The organism is Clostridium sp. (genome assembly GCF_050717635.1).
Classification (GTDB): Bacteria; Bacillota; Clostridia; order Clostridiales; family Clostridiaceae; genus Clostridium_AD.
Genome location: NZ_JBOITO010000020.1, coordinates 18,609 through 38,394 on the forward strand (window position 1 = coordinate 18,609; position 19,786 = coordinate 38,394).

The 19,786-nt window shown below is 30.7% G+C and carries 19 protein-coding genes, 1 tRNA gene and 1 pseudogene; 13 read left to right on the forward strand and 8 right to left on the reverse strand.

The annotated features are described in order from the left end of the window. Positions 1 to 160: 160 nt before the first annotated feature. Together spoVG and purR are read right to left on the reverse strand one after the other, a co-directional pair. Complete coding sequence (spoVG, locus tag ACREWB_RS09690; protein ID WP_431547250.1) at positions 161 to 508, reverse strand: septation regulator SpoVG; 348 nt, start codon at positions 506 to 508, stop codon at positions 161 to 163. A 96-nt stretch (positions 509 to 604) separates the two neighbouring features. Beyond that, complete coding sequence (purR, locus tag ACREWB_RS09695; protein WP_431547251.1) at positions 605 to 1,426, reverse strand: pur operon repressor; 822 nt, start codon at positions 1,424 to 1,426, stop codon at positions 605 to 607. Between the two features lie 196 nt (positions 1,427 to 1,622). Between purR and murC the strand changes: the two genes are divergently transcribed. From murC to ACREWB_RS09720, 5 genes are all read left to right on the forward strand, one after another. Continuing rightward, positions 1,623 to 2,999, forward strand: coding sequence for a UDP-N-acetylmuramate--L-alanine ligase (gene murC, locus ACREWB_RS09700; RefSeq protein WP_431547252.1), 1,377 nt, complete (start codon positions 1,623 to 1,625; stop codon positions 2,997 to 2,999). A gap of 467 nt (positions 3,000 to 3,466) precedes the next feature. Then, entirely contained in the window at positions 3,467 to 5,203 is a 1,737-nt protein-coding gene (locus ACREWB_RS09705) for an ABC transporter ATP-binding protein (protein ID WP_431547253.1), read from the forward strand. Further along, positions 5,203 to 6,990: an ABC transporter ATP-binding protein gene (locus ACREWB_RS09710; protein ID WP_431547254.1), complete on the forward strand. Its 1,788-nt coding sequence runs from the start codon at positions 5,203 to 5,205 to the stop codon at positions 6,988 to 6,990. Before ACREWB_RS09705 ends, ACREWB_RS09710 begins: the two co-directional genes overlap by 1 nt. A 32-nt stretch (positions 6,991 to 7,022) precedes the next feature. Next, positions 7,023 to 7,937, forward strand: coding sequence for a PhzF family phenazine biosynthesis protein (locus ACREWB_RS09715; protein ID WP_431547255.1), 915 nt, complete (start codon positions 7,023 to 7,025; stop codon positions 7,935 to 7,937). 55 nt (positions 7,938 to 7,992) lie between these two features. Beyond that, positions 7,993 to 8,541, forward strand: a complete 549-nt coding sequence (locus ACREWB_RS09720; protein WP_431547256.1) for a sugar O-acetyltransferase — start codon at positions 7,993 to 7,995, stop codon at positions 8,539 to 8,541. 55 nt (positions 8,542 to 8,596) lie between these two features. On the opposite strand, the gene ACREWB_RS09725 is transcribed toward ACREWB_RS09720, so the two are convergent. Both ACREWB_RS09725 and ACREWB_RS09730 read right to left on the reverse strand, forming a co-directional pair. Then, the gene (locus tag ACREWB_RS09725; protein ID WP_431547257.1) at positions 8,597 to 9,028 is read right to left on the reverse strand and encodes a hypothetical protein; all 432 of its coding nucleotides are present in this window, start codon (positions 9,026 to 9,028) and stop codon (positions 8,597 to 8,599) included. Positions 9,029 to 9,105: 77 nt separating this feature from the next. Beyond that, the gene (locus tag ACREWB_RS09730; RefSeq protein ID WP_431547258.1) at positions 9,106 to 9,465 is read right to left on the reverse strand and encodes a hypothetical protein; all 360 of its coding nucleotides are present in this window, start codon (positions 9,463 to 9,465) and stop codon (positions 9,106 to 9,108) included. Between the two features lie 265 nt (positions 9,466 to 9,730). On the opposite strand from ACREWB_RS09730, the pseudogene ACREWB_RS09735 reads away from it, so the two are divergent. Continuing rightward, positions 9,731 to 10,273, forward strand: a pseudogene (locus ACREWB_RS09735) (DsbA family oxidoreductase); the annotation flags it as partial. A gap of 63 nt (positions 10,274 to 10,336) precedes the next feature. Here the strand turns inward: ACREWB_RS09735 and ACREWB_RS09740 are convergent. After that, entirely contained in the window at positions 10,337 to 11,713 is a 1,377-nt protein-coding gene (locus ACREWB_RS09740; protein WP_431547259.1) for an aldehyde dehydrogenase, read from the reverse strand. A 210-nt stretch (positions 11,714 to 11,923) separates the two neighbouring features. On the opposite strand from ACREWB_RS09740, the gene ACREWB_RS09745 reads away from it, so the two are divergent. Next, on the forward strand, positions 11,924 to 12,244 hold the full coding sequence (locus ACREWB_RS09745) for a hypothetical protein (RefSeq protein ID WP_431547260.1): 321 nt from the start codon (positions 11,924 to 11,926) through the stop codon (positions 12,242 to 12,244). A gap of 65 nt (positions 12,245 to 12,309) precedes the next feature. Here ACREWB_RS09745 and ACREWB_RS09750 read toward each other — a convergent pair whose 3' ends face one another. After that, a complete protein-coding gene (locus ACREWB_RS09750; protein ID WP_431547261.1) occupies positions 12,310 to 12,930 on the reverse strand; it encodes a LysE/ArgO family amino acid transporter in 621 nt (206 codons plus the stop codon). Between the two features lie 218 nt (positions 12,931 to 13,148). Here ACREWB_RS09750 and ACREWB_RS09755 point away from each other — a divergent pair. The 5 genes from ACREWB_RS09755 (at position 13,149) to ACREWB_RS09775 (ending at position 16,672) form a co-directional block, all read left to right on the forward strand. Beyond that, positions 13,149 to 13,224 (forward strand) — tRNA-Pro (locus tag ACREWB_RS09755). Between the two features lie 156 nt (positions 13,225 to 13,380). Then, positions 13,381 to 14,727: a [Fe-Fe] hydrogenase large subunit C-terminal domain-containing protein gene (locus ACREWB_RS09760; protein WP_431547262.1), complete on the forward strand. Its 1,347-nt coding sequence runs from the start codon at positions 13,381 to 13,383 to the stop codon at positions 14,725 to 14,727. An 89-nt stretch (positions 14,728 to 14,816) separates the two neighbouring features. Further along, on the forward strand, positions 14,817 to 15,341 hold the full coding sequence (locus ACREWB_RS09765; RefSeq protein ID WP_431547263.1) for a phosphatase PAP2 family protein: 525 nt from the start codon (positions 14,817 to 14,819) through the stop codon (positions 15,339 to 15,341). A 61-nt stretch (positions 15,342 to 15,402) separates the two neighbouring features. Then, positions 15,403 to 16,056, forward strand: a complete 654-nt coding sequence (locus ACREWB_RS09770) for an HAD family hydrolase (RefSeq protein ID WP_431547264.1) — start codon at positions 15,403 to 15,405, stop codon at positions 16,054 to 16,056. A 235-nt stretch (positions 16,057 to 16,291) separates the two neighbouring features. After that, a complete protein-coding gene (locus tag ACREWB_RS09775; RefSeq protein WP_431547265.1) occupies positions 16,292 to 16,672 on the forward strand; it encodes a hypothetical protein in 381 nt (126 codons plus the stop codon). Positions 16,673 to 16,775: 103 nt separating this feature from the next. Here the strand turns inward: ACREWB_RS09775 and ACREWB_RS09780 are convergent, their stop codons facing one another. Next, positions 16,776 to 16,931, reverse strand: a complete 156-nt coding sequence (locus tag ACREWB_RS09780) for a hypothetical protein (protein WP_431547266.1) — start codon at positions 16,929 to 16,931, stop codon at positions 16,776 to 16,778. Positions 16,932 to 17,173: 242 nt separating this feature from the next. Between ACREWB_RS09780 and ACREWB_RS09785 the strand changes: the two genes are divergently transcribed. Then, a complete protein-coding gene (locus tag ACREWB_RS09785; RefSeq protein ID WP_431547267.1) occupies positions 17,174 to 18,031 on the forward strand; it encodes a hypothetical protein in 858 nt (285 codons plus the stop codon). Between the two features lie 65 nt (positions 18,032 to 18,096). On the opposite strand, the gene ACREWB_RS09790 is transcribed toward ACREWB_RS09785, so the two are convergent. Beyond that, a complete protein-coding gene (locus tag ACREWB_RS09790; protein ID WP_431547268.1) occupies positions 18,097 to 19,653 on the reverse strand; it encodes an ABC-F family ATP-binding cassette domain-containing protein in 1,557 nt (518 codons plus the stop codon). Positions 19,654 to 19,786: the final 133 nt, after the last annotated feature.

The window sequence follows — 19,786 nt, forward strand, 5'->3', positions numbered from 1 at the left end:
AAAACACCTCTCTATACCTTCATTCGACAAATTAAAACATTATATGTTTATTGTTTTTAATTAAAATACTTATTATATTATATTTTATATAACCCTTAATTGCAACTAACCTTAAATTTTATTTTTTTATCTAAAAAATAAAAAGGGGGTTACCCCCTTTTTAGACTTCTACTTTTTCTTCTACTTTTTCTTCTACTTTTTCTTCTAAATTTTCTTGTACTTTTTCTATTACTTTTCTTACTACTGGTTCTTCATTTTTTACTTTTTCATACTCACTCAAAATAGCTGCTTGAATTTTTTCTCTTGTCCCAGTATTTATTGGGTGTGCTATGTCCTTAAATTCTCCATCTGGAGTTTTTCTACTGGGCATAGCGATAAAAAGTCCACTTTGTCCCTCTATAACTTTAATATCATGAACAACAAATTCATTATCAAAAGTTATTGATACAATTGCTTTCATTTTACCCTCTGTAGCTATTTTTCTAATTCTAACGTCTGTAATTTCCATACACTCCACCTCCAAGTTGCGTTAATATTATACTATTTCTCTATAACTTGGGTTTTTCCTTCTTAAATTGTAAAAAAAAATTTAATTTTTTGAATATTATGCCTCTTTAGTGGTTTTTGATGAAATTAACAGAGGTTTACCCTCTTTACTTATCCCTTTAAACTGTATAATTGATATATAATCATCTATAAGTTTATGCTGATTTTCTATATTATCAATAAGAACTCCAACCCCTAAAACTTCACTTTCAAATTCTTTAAGCAAATTAATTATACCTCTTGCAGTACCTCCCGCTTTCATAAAATCATCTATAAAAATACATTTGCTTCCTACTTTGATGGATTTTTTTGAAAGAGACATAGTCTGAATTCTATCACTTGAACCAGATATATAATTTATACTAACAGTACTTCCCTCAGTAACCTTAGTATCACGCCTTACTATAACTAATTGAACCCCCATCATCTTTGCTACTTCATAAGCAAGTGGTATTCCTTTAGTCTCTACCGTTACTACATAGTCTATATTTAGTTCACTAAAAGCAGATGCAAGAATTATCCCTGCTTTATGCACTATTTCCGGATTATACATAATATCAGTCATATATATGAAATTTCCTGGTATTATTCTGTCCTTCTGTGCTAAGATCTCACATAACTCGTCTGCAAATATACTGCTCTCAATGCTTGATACTCCGCAGATATATTTTACACCCCCAGCTGCGCCTGCAACTGTTTCAATCCTTCCCATAGATAATTCATTTAGTGTTTCGCGAACAATAACAATATCTTCGCTAATTGTTGATTTAGCTGCATTAAATAATTCTGTAAATTTTTTTAAATTTATTGTCTTATTAGGATTTTCTGTTAATATTTTAGTAATACCTGTAACTCTTTGATTTCTACTATATTTATTCATATTTATCACCTATATTTATTTTTATTTTACGAATTATAATAAATAAAAAATCTTTATCATTCGTAATTTTATTGTAGTTCAATTTCGTGTTTTTTACAACGGTTATCTAATTAAATTCAAAACATAAAAATATTATTGCTTATTTGTATTGTTTTTATGTTATTTTGTATATAATTAAGAAAGAGGAGTTGATATAATGTCTTTTGATTTTATAAGAGATAAAAACAAAAAAGTTCATTTCATAGGAATAGGCGGTATAAGTATGAGTGGCCTTGCAGAAATCCTTATGAAAAACGACTATAAGGTTTCTGGATCTGATATGAAGTTGTCACATATAACAAACAAACTTAAACAAAAGGGTGCCGAGATTTATATAGGCCATAGTAGTGATAACATAATAGATGCAGATTTAGTTGTTTACACTGCTGCTATCTCTCCTGAAAACCCTGAATATATTAAAGCTATAGAATTAAACCTACCTTTAATGGATAGAGCCGAATTTTTAGGTCATATTATGAAAGGACATAAATATAATGTAGCCGTATCAGGTACCCACGGTAAAACTACAACGACTTCTATGATAGCTCACATAATTTTAAAAGAAAATGTGGACCCTACCATACTAGTAGGTGGAGAACTCGATGCCATCGAAGGCAACGTTTTAGCTGGGAATGGAGACTATTTTATTACAGAAGCCTGTGAATACAAGGAATCATTTCTAAAATTCTTCCCTTATATAGGTACAATACTAAATATAGATGCAGATCACCTAGATTACTACAGAGACATAGATCATATTAAAGATGCCTTTAAAAAGTTCATTAATATTATACCTGCTGATGGATATTTAGTTGCAAATATAGACGATGAAAATGTTAAAACTGTTCTAAAAAATAATTATAACTGTAACATACTTACTTATGGTATAAACGAAGGAACACTTAAGGCAAAAAATATTAGCTATAATAACCTAGGTTGTGCTACCTTCGATGCATATAAAGATGACAAATTGCTATTTAAAATAAATCTTAATGTACCTGGAGAGTATAATGTGTCAAATTCTCTTGCAAGTATAGGTACAGCTCTAATCCTTGGTTTTTCTGAAAACTCAATTGTGGACGGCCTATCAGGTTTTAATGGTACACATAGAAGATTTGAACTTAAAGGAACTAAAGATGGGGTAACTGTTATTGACGATTATGCTCATCATCCTACAGCAATTAAAGCAGCCCTAAGTGCTGCAAGAAATTACCCTCACAATAAGATTTATTGTGTTTTTCAGCCCCATACTTATTCAAGAACCATAAGTTTATTTGAAGATTTTTCAGATTCTTTTTATAATCTGGACAGTTTAATCCTTGCAGATATTTATGCTGCAAGAGAAAAAGACAATGGGGTAATAAGCTCAACTATGCTTGGAGACAGAATCCGAGAGAAAAATGTAGATTGTATAAACCTGCATAGTTTTGATGCAATTGTACACCACCTTAACACTAATTTAAAACCAGGGGATATACTTATTACAATGGGTGCAGGAGATGTAAATAAAGTAGGAGAAATGTATTTAAAATAATTCACTGAATATTTTTTAAATTACTTATTGACATACATTAACAAATAAAGTATTATTAAAAAGTAATCATTTGAAAAATGATTATAATTTTAATTATGAAAAGGAGGTAGTAACCATGATCAATAATGAAGTTCGTACTTATGCTAAAACAGTATTTAATTTAGTTGTATTTAGCAGTACTTCTATGCGTAAAAATTTATATTATAGTCCTACCTTAATGAAAATTATCTTTTCATAATGATTTTTAACACTTAAATTATTTTTATGAGATTATAAACATTGGTCATGGGCTATTCGTCCATGACCTTTTTATATGAGTTAATTTATTATGTGTAATTAATGCACTAACATAATATTAATGATTTTTAAAGCCATGGATATATCCATGGCTTTTTTATATTAATAAATAAGTTAAATTCTAAAGTATAATTCTAAAAATACATCAGCCTTAAGGGGGCATCACTTTAATGAAACGAATTTTAAAATATGTTACAAAGTATAAACTATTTATTATTCTACCTGCTATTGCAATGTTAATTAGCATAGCACTTGATATGTTTAATCCCTATTTAGTTAAAATAATGATTGATAAGGTCCTTCAAGCTAAACAATACGAGCTTCTTACTTTTGTGTTAATGTCTCTAGCTGGAATTACTATTGCTAGATCAATACTAGGCTATGTTAAAGACTACACATTAGATTATGTCTCCTCTAGAGTAAGTATAGATTTAAAAACCGACTTATTTAATCATATTCAAAGTTTACCTTTTAAATATTTTGATAGCATGAACACTGGTGAACTTATGTCAAGAATGAGTTCTGACGTGGATAATGTATGGATGTCCATCGCTTTTGGTATAAGCCTTGCTATAGAACAGGTAATTTATTTTTTAGTTGCCTCTATCCTTATATTCCGCATAAATTGGAAGCTTGCTATAATAACACTCCTAACTATGCCACTTATCGGTTATATAGCAATGAAACTTGAAAAAGAGGTGGGAGAAGCGTTTGATAAAATAAGTGATCACAATGCAGTTTTAAACACCACCGCTCAAGAGAATATTGCTGGCGCAAGGCTTGTAAAAGCTTTCGCTCGCGAAAAACATGAAACAACAAAATTTTTAAATCACAACAAAACAAATTATCATCTCAATATGAAACAAGCTAAAATTTGGAGTAGACACTTTCCTATGATAGAATTTTTGTGCAATATATCCGTTCTAGCTGTAGTATGCGCCGGTGGCGTGCTCGTAATTGATAAAGCATTATCTATTGGTGAACTCGTAGCCTTTAGCCAGTATGTATGGATGTTAATTTGGCCTATGAGGATGATAGGTTGGCTTACAAATATGATAACTCAAGCTAATACTTCCTCCAAAAAAATCTTTAATATCATGGATGTTGTGCCAGAAATTAAAGATAAAGATAACGCCCTACCTATGAACGAAGTTAAAGGCCACATAAAGTTTGAAAATGTGTCTTTTAAATACAATGATAATTATATACTTGAAAATATAAATTTAGATATACCCGCTGGAAGCACCGTTGCAATAATGGGAACAACAGGTTCTGGTAAAAGTTCCCTTATAAATCTTATAGGCAGATATTATGACATCTCAAAGGGCTGTATTACTGTAGATGGTAATGACGTGCGTGATATATGCATAGGTGATTTGAGGCGTAAAATGTCCCTTGTTGCTCAAGACACTTTCCTGTTTTCAGAAAGTATTTCTGAAAATATACGTTTTGGAAAACATGATGCCTCCACTGAAGAAATTAAAAAGGCTTGCACGGATGCTTGTGCAGATGAATTCCTTCAAAATCTTACGGATGGTTATGATACCGTTATTGGCGAAAGAGGCCTGGGTCTATCTGGCGGTGAAAAACAAAGACTTTCTATTGCAAGAGCACTAGTCAATGATTCAAACATTTTAATACTTGATGATGCAACTTCAGCCCTAGATATGGAAACTGAATACAATCTTCTGAAAAATCTTCACAATAGAAATAATAATGCAACTACTTTTATTATTGCGCATAGAATATCTGCTGTTAAAAATGCAGACATGATTCTATTTCTTGAAGATGGCCACATAGTGGAAATGGGGAATCATAAAACCCTTCTTGAAAAAAGAGGGTACTACTATGATGTTTACAATCAACAATTTACAGACTTTATGGACCTAGAAGGAGTGGTGATATAATGAATAAGAATTCAACAAAACAAGATGAACAGATTAATTCAACTTCTAAGGGCGAGTTAATTAGAAGGATATTTAGTTATTTAAAACCTTATAAAGTCAAAGTAGTTTTAGTCATATTACTTATGATTTTAGTAATGATTTGCTCCCTACTAAACCCATATATTTTGAAACTAGCAATAGATAAATATATAGTAAACTCCAATATAAAAGGATTATTTAAAATTGCTGGGTTTATGCTAGTTTTCAATATAATAGCACTTATTGCATCTAAAATAAGATTTAATATGATGGCTTCTGTTACTAACTCTGCACTACTGGATATAAGACAAGAATTGTATACTCATATTCAGAAACTATCCCTCACTTTTTTTGATAATAGACCTGTAGGAAAAATACTTGCAAGGGTTATTGGAGATGTAAACTCCCTTCAAGATCTTTTCTCTAGTAGCGTAACTAACCTAATTCCAGAAATTTTAACCCTTGTATTTGTTACAATTATCATGTTTTCTATGAATTTTAAATTGGCTCTTATTTCCATATCATTTCTGCCAATATTAATTATAGGGTTTGCTACTATAGAAATTTTTTCTAGAAAGCGATGGCAAATATATAGATCTAGACGCTCTAATCTTAATGCATACACACATGAGGACTTCTCTGGCATAAGAATTATTCAATCTTTTGCCTCCGAGGACAAAACTTCTAAAACCTTTGTATCCTATGTTAAAGATATGATGGATTCCTTTATGCGAGCAGTAAGGTTAAATGATTTGTTTTGGCCAATGGTAGAACTTTCTTGGGGGCTTGGGAGCTTACTTGTATATTGGTATAGTGTACCGCTTATTAAAGCAAACCAATTAACTATTGGTGAACTGGTAGCCTTTAGCGCTTATATTTCAATGTTTTGGAGACCTATTATGAATATAAGTAATTTTTATAACTCATTAATAACAAATTTTGCTTCTGCTGAAAGGATTTTTGAGATACTAGACGTCAAACCAGATATACTAAGTATTGATAGTGCTATACAAATGCCCAAAATAAAAGGTGATGTTCAGTTTAAAAATGTAATGTTTAGTTATGATGATGATGTTCCCGTATTAAACAATATTAATTTTAAAATAAAATCTGGAGAAACAGTGGCTTTAGTAGGTCCTACAGGAGCAGGAAAGACTACTGTAATAAACTTGATTAGTCGATTTTACGATACTGATAGTGGCGAAATTTTAATTGATGGTAGAAATATATCTCATGTTGATATAGGGTCCCTTCGAAGTCAAATGGGCATTATGCTACAGGATACTTTCCTGTTTTCTACTACTATTATGGAGAACATTCGTTACGGAAAACTAGATGCTACAGATGATGAGGTAATAGCTGCAGCTATTGCAGTTAATGCCGATTCATTTATCATGAAGCTCACGAATGCTTATGAAACAGAAGTAAATGAAAGAGGGGCTAGGCTTTCTGTAGGCGAGAGGCAGCTTATATCCTTCGCTCGTGCACTCCTTGCTAATCCAAGAATATTAATTCTGGATGAAGCTACTTCTAATATTGATACCACCACAGAAAAGCTTGTACAAAAAGGAATTAAGAAGCTCTTGTTTGGTAGAACCTCCTTTGTTATTGCACATAGATTATCAACTATAAGAGATTGCGACAAAATAATGGTTATAGACGATGGGAGAATTGTAGAGAGTGGAACCCATGAAGAACTTATAGTTCTAAAGGGATTATATTATAATCTTTATATGTCTCAATACAAATTCTTAAATGAAGGTGCTTAGATTAATTGAATTTAGAAAGGAATGTATTTATTATGAAAAAAGTTATATACACCGTAAATGCCTTTTCAGATAATTCCCTGGGTGGTAATCCAGCTGGGGTAGTGCCCAATGCTGTTGGCCTTAATTATAATGATATGTTAAGTATTGCCCGAGAAATGAATCTATCGGAAACTGCCTTTATTTTTCCACTACAGAATGATGAGTCAGATTATGAGGTAAGATTTTTTACACCCATTCAAGAGGTAGATTTATGCGGTCATGCTACAATTGCTTCTTTCTTCGCTTTAGCTTCAAAAGGTATTATTACCGGAACTGATCATGTTAAAATTATAAACCAAAAAACCAAGGCTGGAATATTACCAGTTGAGCTTTGTTTTAAAGATACTAAAATACAAAATGTAATGATGACCCAAACTAAACCAAAATTCGTTTTTAATGTTGAAAACCTAGGTGAACTTGCTAAAATTATGGGGTTAAATGTATGTGATATAGGAATAGACGGGTATACTCTTGTCCCTCAGGCTGTATCCACTGGGCTTACAGACATTATACTTCCGGTTAAAAGTTTATCAACTCTAAAATCCATAAATCCGAACTTTGCTAAATTAACCGAGTATAGTAACAATCTTGATATTACTGGAGTTCATGCTTTTACACTTGAAACCGAAGAAAAATCTTCTACTCTCGCTTGTAGAAACTTTGGTCCTGCCGTTGGAATAAATGAAGAATCTGCCACAGGAACCTCTAATGGATCCTTGGGTGCATATCTAGTAAAAAATGATGTTATTAAATTTAAAGATATTATAACTCTAATTTGTGAACAAGGATATTATATGAATAGACCGAGTAAAATAATTGTAAGCCTGGCGGGAAGCAAAAACACCCTAATTGTAAAGGTCGGTGGCAACGCTATTATTGTAAAAGAAGGCATTACTTCAGAGGTATAAATTTTTTTATCTTTAATGGTATACTGGATTTAAATATTAATAAGGGGGAGATACTATGACAGAAAAAGAAAAAATGCTGGCAGGCATGCTTTTCGATGGAAAGGACCAACAATTATTTGCAGATAGAGAAAGGGCGGGTAATTTATGCCATGAATTTAATAGTATGGCTTTTGATAAATATGATGAGAGAAAGGCCTTGCTCAGAAATTTATTTCAAACAGAAAATACTTGTTACATAGAGCCTACTTTCTTTTGTGATTACGGCTATAACATTGAAATTGGAAAGCACTTTTATGCAAATCATAATTGCGTTATTCTTGATTTAACTAAGGTTAAAATTGGTGACAATGTAATGTTTGGCCCAAACGTGCATATATACACCGCTACCCATCCTCTTAATTCAGTGGAAAGAAATGCTGGAAAAGATCTAGGGAAACCTGTGGAAATTGGAGATAATGCTTGGCTAGGCGGCGGCGTCATAGTGTGCGCCGGAATAAAAATAGGTAAAAACACTACAATTGGAGCTGGAAGTGTAGTAACCAAAGACATTCCCGAAAATGTTTTAGCCGCAGGTAATCCCTGTAGAGTGATTAGAAATTTATAAGACTTAAAATAGTGACCGGAAAAACTAATATACTTTAGTTTTTCCAGTCACTTTCTTACTTTCTGTTATATTTCATAAAAAACTGCTCCACTTCTTTAGTCTTCTCTGGTTCAATATGTTGTAGAAGTAGAGTATAAGGTTTTTTACCTACTGTTAGTATAATATTTTTCTTTGTTATTTGAACCTTATTTATATCATTAAACATGATAGTCTTACCCTTTGACGCAAAATTACTATTAAGTTCAAATCTATCCTTTTCAAATGTTAAATAGTTCAAATTTTCAAGTCTTCTAAGTTTTATAATAAATGATGTTGAAAACGCTATAGATACAATGGTTACCATTGTGAATATTCCTGCCATTCCAGTTCTTCCGCGAAAAAATAACCCTACTACCCCAATAAATAGTGCAAAGCTCATCAAAATACTAAATGCCCCTTGCTTCATAGCCATTTTTTTTGTTGTTTTACTAAATTTAATCTCTTTCATTTGTTTTCCTCCTAAGATGATAAAAAATCTTGTATTCTTATATTAGCATAAATTAAATCCTTTAGGTACAATTATTATCAGGTCATAATTTCCTTATACCTCATTTTCATATTCACATAAAATTCTCTATCCCTTATTTCTATATATGTTTCACTATAATCTATTTCAAAATTTGCTATAGTGGAATGAACTCCGCTGTCACTTAAAAAGTGTATAGTACATATGCTATTATCTTCTATAATGCAAAATCTTATTAGTATGCTCTTTACTGATGGAAATTGCACTCTAGAATTTATGCACTTAGGAAAATCAGTAAAATATAAATTTACACACCTATACTCTAATGGGATTATTATATCAATGTTATACTCGTCCTTTTGGATTTGCCTCACATTAAAATCGCTATCTATTTTCAGTTTATTTTTTTCATAAATCATATAATTCCTCCAGTAAAAAATAAATATAACTATTTTGTTTACAATATATTATATCATGTTTATTGGGATATGCTACAATCTAAGTATTCTTCAATACAATTATATTAATAACAGTTATTTGTTGAAACTGACTATCATTAAGTTTATAATATAAATATGCATAATAATTAACAATAAGACACATTTATATTGTATAAGGAATTGGAGGTATGTTATGAGTATAAAAATTAAAATTTTCTCCGACTATATTTGACCCTTCTGTTATGTCGGCAAAGGTATTGTCGAGAAACTTGAAACAGAATATGACCTTGAAATTGAGTGGCTAGGACTAGAAATACATCCGGATACTCCAGACCAAGGCATAAGTCTTAGTGAAAAATTCAGTAAATCTAATTTAGAAAATATGTTGTCTAACCTTAATTCCTCAGGATCACTATATGGAATAAGCTTCGGTAACTTAGAGCTAATGGTGAATTCTCATAATGCATTAGAGGCTGCAGAGTTTGCTAGAGAGAATGGAAAGATTAAAGAGTATCATTCTTCTTTAATGGATGCTTACTTTAGAGATTTAAAAGACATCGGAAATTTACAGGTGCTTTCTGATTTAGGCGAGTCTCTGGGTCTAGATAAAGAGATCCTTATTAATGCTGTTAAAAATAGAACCTATGCAACTACTTTAAATAATAATTCTAATGATGCTCATAGAATGAAAATTAATAGCACCCCTACTTTTATTATAGAAGATAAATACACTATAGTTGGCGCACAACCAATAGAAGTATTCAGAAAAATCCTTGATAAGTTCTAAGAACTTCTTCTAAACCGTTGTTTAAATAATAAGCCCTGCATTTGCAAGGCTTATTTGTCATTTCTATTTCATTAGTTTTTTTAACCATTTAATCTTATCCTTGTATGGTGCATATCTTATTTTTACATCTATAATATCACTCTTTTTGGTCATGCTTTTTTTATGAGAAAAAACATCATAACTTCCTTTGCCGTGGTAAGCACTCATACCACTAGCCCCTACCCCACCAAATGGCAAATATGGTGATGCTACATGCATAATTGTATCATTTATGCATCCTCCACCATAAGAAATCATTTCTATTATTCGTTCTTGGTTTTTTCTATTAGTAGAAAAGAAATATAATGCTAGAGGTTTAGGTTTTGAATTAACCATTTTAATAACCTCTTCTAAATTTTCAAATTCCATAACTGGCAAAATAGGTCCAAATATCTCATCTAACATAATAGGATCATTCCAGGTTATGCTATCTATAACTGTAGGCGCAATATATTTTTCTGTTTTGTTATATTCTCCACCTGTAACAATGTTACCTCCACCTAATAATCCTAAAAGCCTATTAAATTGCCTTTCGTTTATTATCCTTGGAAAATCATTGCTACTTACTGGATCTTCTCCGAAAAATTCTTTAATATATGTTGTTATTTCATCTAGAAGCTCTGTTTTAACACTTCCATGCACCAAAATATAGTCCGGTGCAACACAAGTCTGCCCTGCATTTAAAAACTTTCCCCAAGCTATTCTCTTAGCTGCTAGCTTTACATCAGCATCTTTGTCCACTATACAAGGACTTTTCCCACCTAATTCTAAGGTTACAGGGGTAAGATGTTTTGATGCTGCCTCCATTACTATTTTACCAACTGGTACACTACCTGTAAAAAATATATAATCAAACTCTTCCTTCAAAAGTGCCTCTGCCGTTTCCTTACCACCATATGGTTCAACCACAGAAACAAATTCTTCTTTAAAACACTCCTCCATAATTTTTACAATTACTTCAGTAGTCTTTGGCGAATTTTCAGATGGTTTTAACATAGCACAGTTACCTGCTGCTATAGATCCAATTAGTGGAGCTATTAATAGTTGGAATGGATAATTCCAAGGTGACATAATTAAACTAACCCCATAAGGCTGTGAATATATATAACTAGAGGATAAAAAATGCGTTAATGGAGTCTTCACTTTTTTAGTCTTTGCCCATGACTTCAAATGCTTTATAACAAAATTTATCTCCTCTAAAATTATTCCTATTTCAGTAGCATAAGCTTCAAATTCTGATTTGTGTAAATCAGCCCAAAGCGCCTCTAGTATTTGATTCTCATTATTCACTATGGATTGTTTTAACATTTTTAATTTTTCTATGCGAAAATTTATATCTCTCGTTTGTCCAGTATTGAAATATCCCCTTTGCTTTTCTAAAATTTCCTGTATATTATTCATTATTTCCCATTCTCCCTTTTATGCTTAATTCATTACCCATAATAATATTTAATTATTTCAAAGATATTATACTTTTATATTATAACAAGTTATCTCCAATGTAAATATTTGTATTTATATAATTCAGTCCTACATTTTATAATTATATTGCGTAAAAGTATTAATCTTTGGTAACACTAACTATGAAAATTTGTTTTGGAGGTATATGCAATGAAAAATTTTCTAGTTTCATCTATAGTGGATATTATAATAATTTTTGCTTCCTACTTTCTGTTTAGGAGTATTATAAGTGGACCAACTCGTCATAGGTTATATGAAAAATTTATGAGTTCTTTTGCAAAATTTGTAATTATTATTTTTGTAGCTAGTGTACTAATCACTTCGCTTGTTGCTTTAGTTTTGTACAAAACCAGATTTATAGTATATATTAACATAATAGCGCCTGCCTTAGTGTCTATACTTGTAGGTTTCGTTATGTCTACTGTGCCTACTAGAGGTATTGGTGATAAAGAAAAGGATGCTAAAAAATGAAAAATAGAGAGCAGTTTTGTGGATGATATAATTTTAATATCATTTCCTCAAACTGCTTTCTTCTTTTAAATAATTAATTTAACAAAGGAATATGCTAATTTAAATCCATATATTATTATGACTACTCCACATACTAAATTTATTATTCTAATAACTTTAATACTAAATTTCCCTTTAAATAGTGACACAATTGTTGTAAGTGAAGTAAACCAAATTAACGAGGCCAAGCAGACCCCTATAATAGAGTAAATACCCATGTTTAAAGGCAGAGATGCTCTCATAGGTCCAAGCAATAGGGATCCATCAATTATAGCTTGAGGATTTAACCAAGTGACTGCAAAACACATCCATATTATTCTTATATTTGATTTATTCACATCCACAGTTTCTTCGGATAAAGCTTTTGGAACTTGTCTCACAAGGCCTATACCAATATAAATTACAGCTACACTTCCTATTAAAAGAATAATCATCTCTAAAATTTTAAAATTTTCCATAAGTGCTCCCATTCCTAAAAAGCATGAAAGCGCAAGAGATACATCAAAAAATATAGTAATAAATGCCACTTGATATGCCTTTAACCTGCTTTTACGTATAGCTGTATTAATTACAAATATATTTTGTGTACCTATAGGTGCCACGTAAGCAAATCCTATAAGTAAGCCCTCTATTAAATATTTATACATAATTTCCTCCCCCTAAATACTATTCCTTAATACGAATAAAGCTTTCCAAACTGTATTCCACTTTAAATTATAGCTTGTAAGTATTATCATGTATAGCCTTAACTATATTTTAAAATCGCATTTTATGTATATAAAAAAGTATTTTCACATATTTAAAAAAAGTATTTACACATACTGTTGACTTTTATCCAATTCTATTATATAATAAATCTTGTCGTCGGGGTGTAGCGCAGCTGGGAGCGCGCGTGGTTTGGGACCATGAGGTCGCAGGTTCAATCCCTGTCACCCCGACCAAAAAGAGTTGTCTAATGACAACTCTTTTTTATTGTACATTTTTAATGCACCTTAATGTATAAACTTACTCCTTTTACGCAAAATAATAAATATTGTTTTTTTAAATACTGTGCTAACATAATGCTATATTAAAAATACCAATTAGGAGTGATTATTTTGAATAAACTCAATACTACAATTTTCAAGACCCTTGTTAAATCCTATTATGAGGATAATTTTGAAGACAGTGTACAAGAATTATTGTCTCAAAAAAATATAAATAAAAATCAGCTAAGTTCTACAATCTCTTCGCTTTGCGGAGTAGTGGTAGATTTTTCTGATAGTTACATAGAAGATTTAAAAAAAGCCATCTTATCTTATGAATCAAATCATAAAGTTATAAACAAAATCAAGCCCTGCACTATGGATTGTATAGGCACCTTTTTAAAGACTCCCTGTCAAGCTTCTTGCCCTTTTGATGCCATATTAATAGATAATAAAAAGAGTACTATCTATATTGACAATGATAAATGCACTGACTGTGGATTTTGCGTAGATGCTTGTCCCACTGGTGCTTTAATGGATAAGGTAGAATTTATTCCTCTTTTGAATTTGTTAAAAGGAAATTCTAAAATAATAGCAACCGTAGCCCCTGCAATTGCTGGCCAGTTTGGAGCAAATGTTAATATAGATAAACTTAGAACTGCTTTTAAAAAAATTGGTTTTGCAGATATGGTTGAAGTAGCTTTTTTTGCAGATATGCTTACATTAAAAGAAGCTATTGAATTTGATGAAATTGTTAAAGTGGAAAAAGATTTAATGATTACTTCCTGCTGCTGCCCTATGTGGGTAGGAATGGTAAAGAAGGTATACCACACTCTAGTGAAGCATGTTTCTCCTTCTATATCCCCCATGATTGCCTCAGGTAGAGTTTTAAAAGAACTAAACCCTAACTGCAAGGTAGTATTTATAGGCCCCTGTATTGCAAAAAAAGGCGAAGCTAAAGATCGTGACCTTTTAGGTGATATAGATTTTGTGCTTACCTTTACAGAACTTAAGGATATTTTTGACACATTAAATATTCAATTAGATAAACTAGAAGAAGATGTTTCTACAGAATATGCTTCTAGAGGTGGCAGGCTTTATGCTAGAACAGGAGGAGTATCTATCGCTATTGGAGAAGTTATAGAAAGATTATTTCCCGAAAAATATAGTTTATTAAAAGCTACTCAAGCAAACGGCGTGAAGGAATGCAAAGAATTACTTGCTAAAGCGCAAAACGGGGATATAGATGCTAATTTCATAGAAGGCATGGGTTGTGTTGGTGGCTGCGTAGGAGGCCCTAAATCACTTATAAGTGCAAGCTCTGGCAAGCGCACCGTAGATGAATTTGCTGAAAGCAGTAAAATTAAAATAGCCATAGATAGTACTTGTATGAATGAGATTTTAAGTAAGATTGGCATTGATACTGCCGCTGATTTTAAGGATAAAAATAAAACAAAAATCTTCCGCAGAGAGTTTTAGTAAATATCTCACAATGTAAATGTTTTATATAATATGATATAATATTGAGTAATTATTAAAAATAATTCGTTATATTTAAGGGGGTTTTTATGAAAGCAATAATTAAATATATACGCCTTAGAGATATTAATCTACTTAAAATTATAAATAATTCTTGGAAGTGTAGGTTTTTAGACATTATAATGCCCGCCATGACTTACCTGGGATCTTTTTCCTTTATGTTTGTATTTTGCACCGTTGTTTTTTTATTAAAAGGTGATACTCTTCACTCCATGGCTGTTCGTGCCATGATTTCTATAACAATCAGCACTGGTATTGGCAAAATCTTAAAAATGACCGTTACCAGGTTAAGACCTTTTATAAATATTCCAAATTTGAATATAAAAAAAATAGGTATAGATAAATACTCCTTCCCATCCGGACATACTACTGGTGCATTTTCATTAGCTATTATAATAGCACTATATTTCCCTATGTTTGGATTTATAACTATACCTCTTGCATGTGGTGTAGGTATTTCTAGGATGTACATAGGGGTTCATTACCCTACAGATGTGATTGTGGGTATTTTTATTGGAACTATCTGTTCTATTCTTACATATAAATTCTTTTAAGAGAAACTTAGATGTAAAATACCCGTCTAAGTTATGTTATACTTATACAAGAGGTGATGGAATGCTAACAAATATTAAAGCTGCAATTTTTGATTTAGATGGTACTCTTGTTGATTCTATGTGGGTTTGGGGTAAGATAGATACAGATTATTTTAAAAAAAGAAATATGGATTTACCTTCCAATCTAAAAAGCCAAATAGAACATCTTAGCTTTGATGACACTGCAGCATATTTTAAAAATAATTTTAATATACCAGATACTATAGAAGAAATTAAAAAAGAATGGACAGATTTTGCTTATGAAGAGTACCTTAACAGTGTAAAAGTAAAACCTGGTGTAGTACAATTTTTAGCTTTACTTAAATCACTAAATATAAAAATAGGACTAGCTACAAGTAATAGTAAAACTCTTTTAGAAGCTTGTTTAAAGTCTAATGATATATATCATTATTTTGACTCTATAACTCTTACCAGTGAAGTGTGTAGAGGAAAAAACTTTCCTGATGTATATTTACTTGCAGCTGAAAAATTAGGTGTAAAACCAGAAGAATGTATTGTATTTGAAGATATACTCCCTGCAGTTAAAGGTGCAAAAGCCGCTGGAATGAAGGTAATAGGCGTATATGATGACTTTTCTAAAGAGCAAAAGGAAGACATTATAAGTCATGCAGATATGTATATAGTAGAATACAATGAATTAACTACAGCCATTTAGATATTCATATTAAAACCTATGCATAGAATAGGTTTTTAATATGAATTTTTTACTTTTGAATTGAATATATATACTATGAAGGATTATGTAATTTAGGATATGCACAAATATTTGATTTAATCTCTATTATAATAATATATCATTATCTAAAAGAATCAATTTACAAGGAGAGTTATTATTGGTTATTTTTTTAATTTCAATTATTTTAATATGCTTTGGAGTATATTATACTATCATGAACCAAAAATTATCAAACCAGAAAACTCAACTGAAAATTATTTCCAGACAGAATAGAGAATTCAAATCAAAAATTGAAAGCACGCGTAATTCGCAGGGACCTATTATTATAAAATACAAAGCTTCACTTTTCAAAACTGGAACTACAAAAGAAGGTTGTAGTCTATATCTAAGTCCTATGGAAAGTTCACCAGTTTTATCTAATATAGTTAAAGAAACTTCCTTAGAAATTCAAGATTCAGCTGAAATTTTTGATACTTACTGGTATGAAGTATGTCTAAAATCTCAGACTAACATCAATAATAAAGGCTGGGTAAAAAGAGATCTAATAATTACCCTAGATGATACTGTTAATAATGAAGAAGGTTCTACTATTTAACAAATGAGAGGCATATATTGCTAAAATATATGCCTCTCATTTGTTATTATCAATCTTTTTTATGTGTAATTTTACTATATTTAGCTGAAAATAATTGCATGAACTATTGATAAAGTTTTTTATAAACTTCATTAATAAATTTTTTTGTAATCTCAACTACTTTATCTTCTGACACTAATACAAACGATCTTTTCTCACTATCTGAATAAACCATGATATTATCAGGTAGTTTAGTGTTTTCTTTACCCTCTCTTGCCATTTTTTATCTCCTTTTTAATCTCAAGTTTCGATATCTATAGTCTTAGTATATTATCGATACTCAATATTTTATCCCATTTATAGAAATAAATATTATTAAAATAAGACTATTTGCATGTATATACAAGCCTTAACTTACATGTACATACATGTTCAAATCAAGTTTATTATTTTTTTAAGTACTAACTATGTTATAATTTATAAAACAAACTAATAATTTTGTTATCGCTAAAGGAGTTTAATATGAGAATAATATCTGAAAACAACCTATGTATAAATAGACCATATATAAATTTAAAGAAACTACCAATGAAAAGCTCACTTAGAGTTGGTGAAATTACCAAATCTGGTTTTAAAGGTACTTATATAATAAATCAACAAACACAAAACTTTTCTACTAATGAAAATTACATTGTGCAATTTAATAAAGGAATTGAAAAAATAACACTTGATACAGAACTACTCAATGAGCTCTTATTAGTTGAAGTCAATTATTCATCTAACAACAGTAAATCTGCTAAATTTAAGGTTTATCTTGTTTTAAATAATATAAAATATTCCTTACCATTTAGTTCATTTGAAGATATTTATGATAACTGCATGAATATCTTATATAGAGAACTTGATGGAAAAGATGAATTAACTTACATAAAAGAAAGTTTTAGAAGTTTAGAAAACGAAGAAATCGCAGTAGATATAGAATTAAACTTAGAAAGATTACAGAAATTTAAAGATAAGGTAAACTACAAAAGAAATGTTTATTATTTTGTTATAAATAATATCGCTGCCACTACTTCAAAATATGACATAAAGACTAAAACTAAAGAAATTGTAATAAGCGAAACTTTAAAAGTTTTAAGATATAACAATCAAACACGACTTTATAGCATAGTAGAGCCCATTAATAATACAACTAAAATTAATTTAACTGTATCTGATATTATATGTGATCTAAGTGAAATTAATTTCACTACTGTAAGTATATTCACAAATTATGGACTTGGAAAATTATTAGATATTAAAAATAATGTTATTCCAAATGCTAATACATTATCATTATTTGCTAATATACTAGACCTAGGATTAAACGTCTTAAACTAGAAATACTGTCAATAGTGTGATATATAAAAAGAGCTAGAAATTATTCTAGCTCTTTTTATGGTTAATTACACTATTTTAGTTGTCCACTCTTCGCAATCCCAAACATCTGTCACTATGCTTTGATAAAACTCCGGTTCATGACAAACTATAAGTATACTCCCTGTATATTCTTTTAGTGCCCTTTTTAACTCTTCTTTAGCATCTACATCTAAGTGATTGGTAGGCTCATCTAAAATCAATATATTACTTTCCCTGTTTATAAGCTTAGCAAGTCTTACCTTCGCTTGCTCTCCACCACTAAGCACAGTAACTTTACTTTCAATATGTTTTGTAGTAAGTCCACATTTAGCAAGTGCAGATCTTACTTCACCTTGGGTTAAACTAGGAAATTCTTGCCAAAACTCTTCAATGCAATTATTGCGGTTAACTCCCTTTATTTCTTGTTCATAGTATCCTATATATTGATAATCTCCTAAGTTTGTCTTACCTGACACAGCTTTTATATCACCCATAAGACTCTTTAGTAGTGTTGTTTTCCCAACACCATTAGCACCAGTTAAAGCAATCTTTTGTCCTCTTTCCATATATAAATCTAATGGTCTAGATAATGGACTATCGTACCCAGTAACTAAATCCACAGTTTTAAATATTATTTTCCCTGAAGCTCTTGCAGATTTAAAATTAAATTGTGGTTTTGGTTTATCTTTTGCAACTTCTATTCTGTCAATTTTATCTAATTTTTTTTGTCTTGATTTTGCCATTCCACTAGTAGAAGCTCTTGCTTTATTTTTAGCAACAAAAACCTTTAGTCTAGTAATTTCCTTTTGCTGTTTTTCATAATCAGCTTCCAATTGCAACCTTTTAGCCTCATGAATTCTCAAAAATTCTTCATAAGAGCCTATATATCTAGTTAACTTTTTATTTTCTACATGATATATTATATTGACTGCATCTTTTAAAAAGTCAATATCATGGGATATTAGGATAAATGCATTTTCATAATTTTGAAGATATCTCCTAAGCCACTCCACATGATTTTCATCCAAAAAGTTAGTAGGCTCATCAAGCAGTAGGACATCTGGAGCTTCTAATAAAAGTTTTACAAGAAGGACTTTAGTTCTTTGTCCTCCACTTAAATCTGCAACATCATTCTCAAGACCTACGTCTTTAAGTCCAATTCCTGCTGCTACCTCATCTATCTTAGAATCAATAGCATAAAATCCATTATTGTCAAGCAAATCTTGAATTGTTCCCATTCTGTCCAGTAACTTTTCTAGCTCTTCTGGCGTCGCATCTCCCATTTTCTCTGTTACAACAAGCATTTCCTCCTCTAAATCAAAAAGATATTTAAAAGCATCCCTTAAAACTTCTCTAATGGTTTTTCCCTTTTCTAAAACAGTATGCTGATCCATATATCCAACTCTGACGCTACTTGACCATTCAACATCACCTTCATCTGGCATAAGCTTGCCTGTAATAATATTCATAAAGGTTGATTTTCCTTCTCCGTTAGCTCCTATAAGGGCTATATGTTCACCTCTAAGTAATCTGAAAGATACATCTTCAAATATTGCTCTGTCACCAAATCCATGACTCATATTCTTTACTACTAATCTACTCATTTGTGTTTCTCCTTACTATAATATGATTTTTTATATTTATATTTTTTGTAATATTGGTATGTTATATATATCTGTCCATTGAAAGAAAATACATCCAACTTTTATTTAAATTTCCTTAATTCAAGTATACATA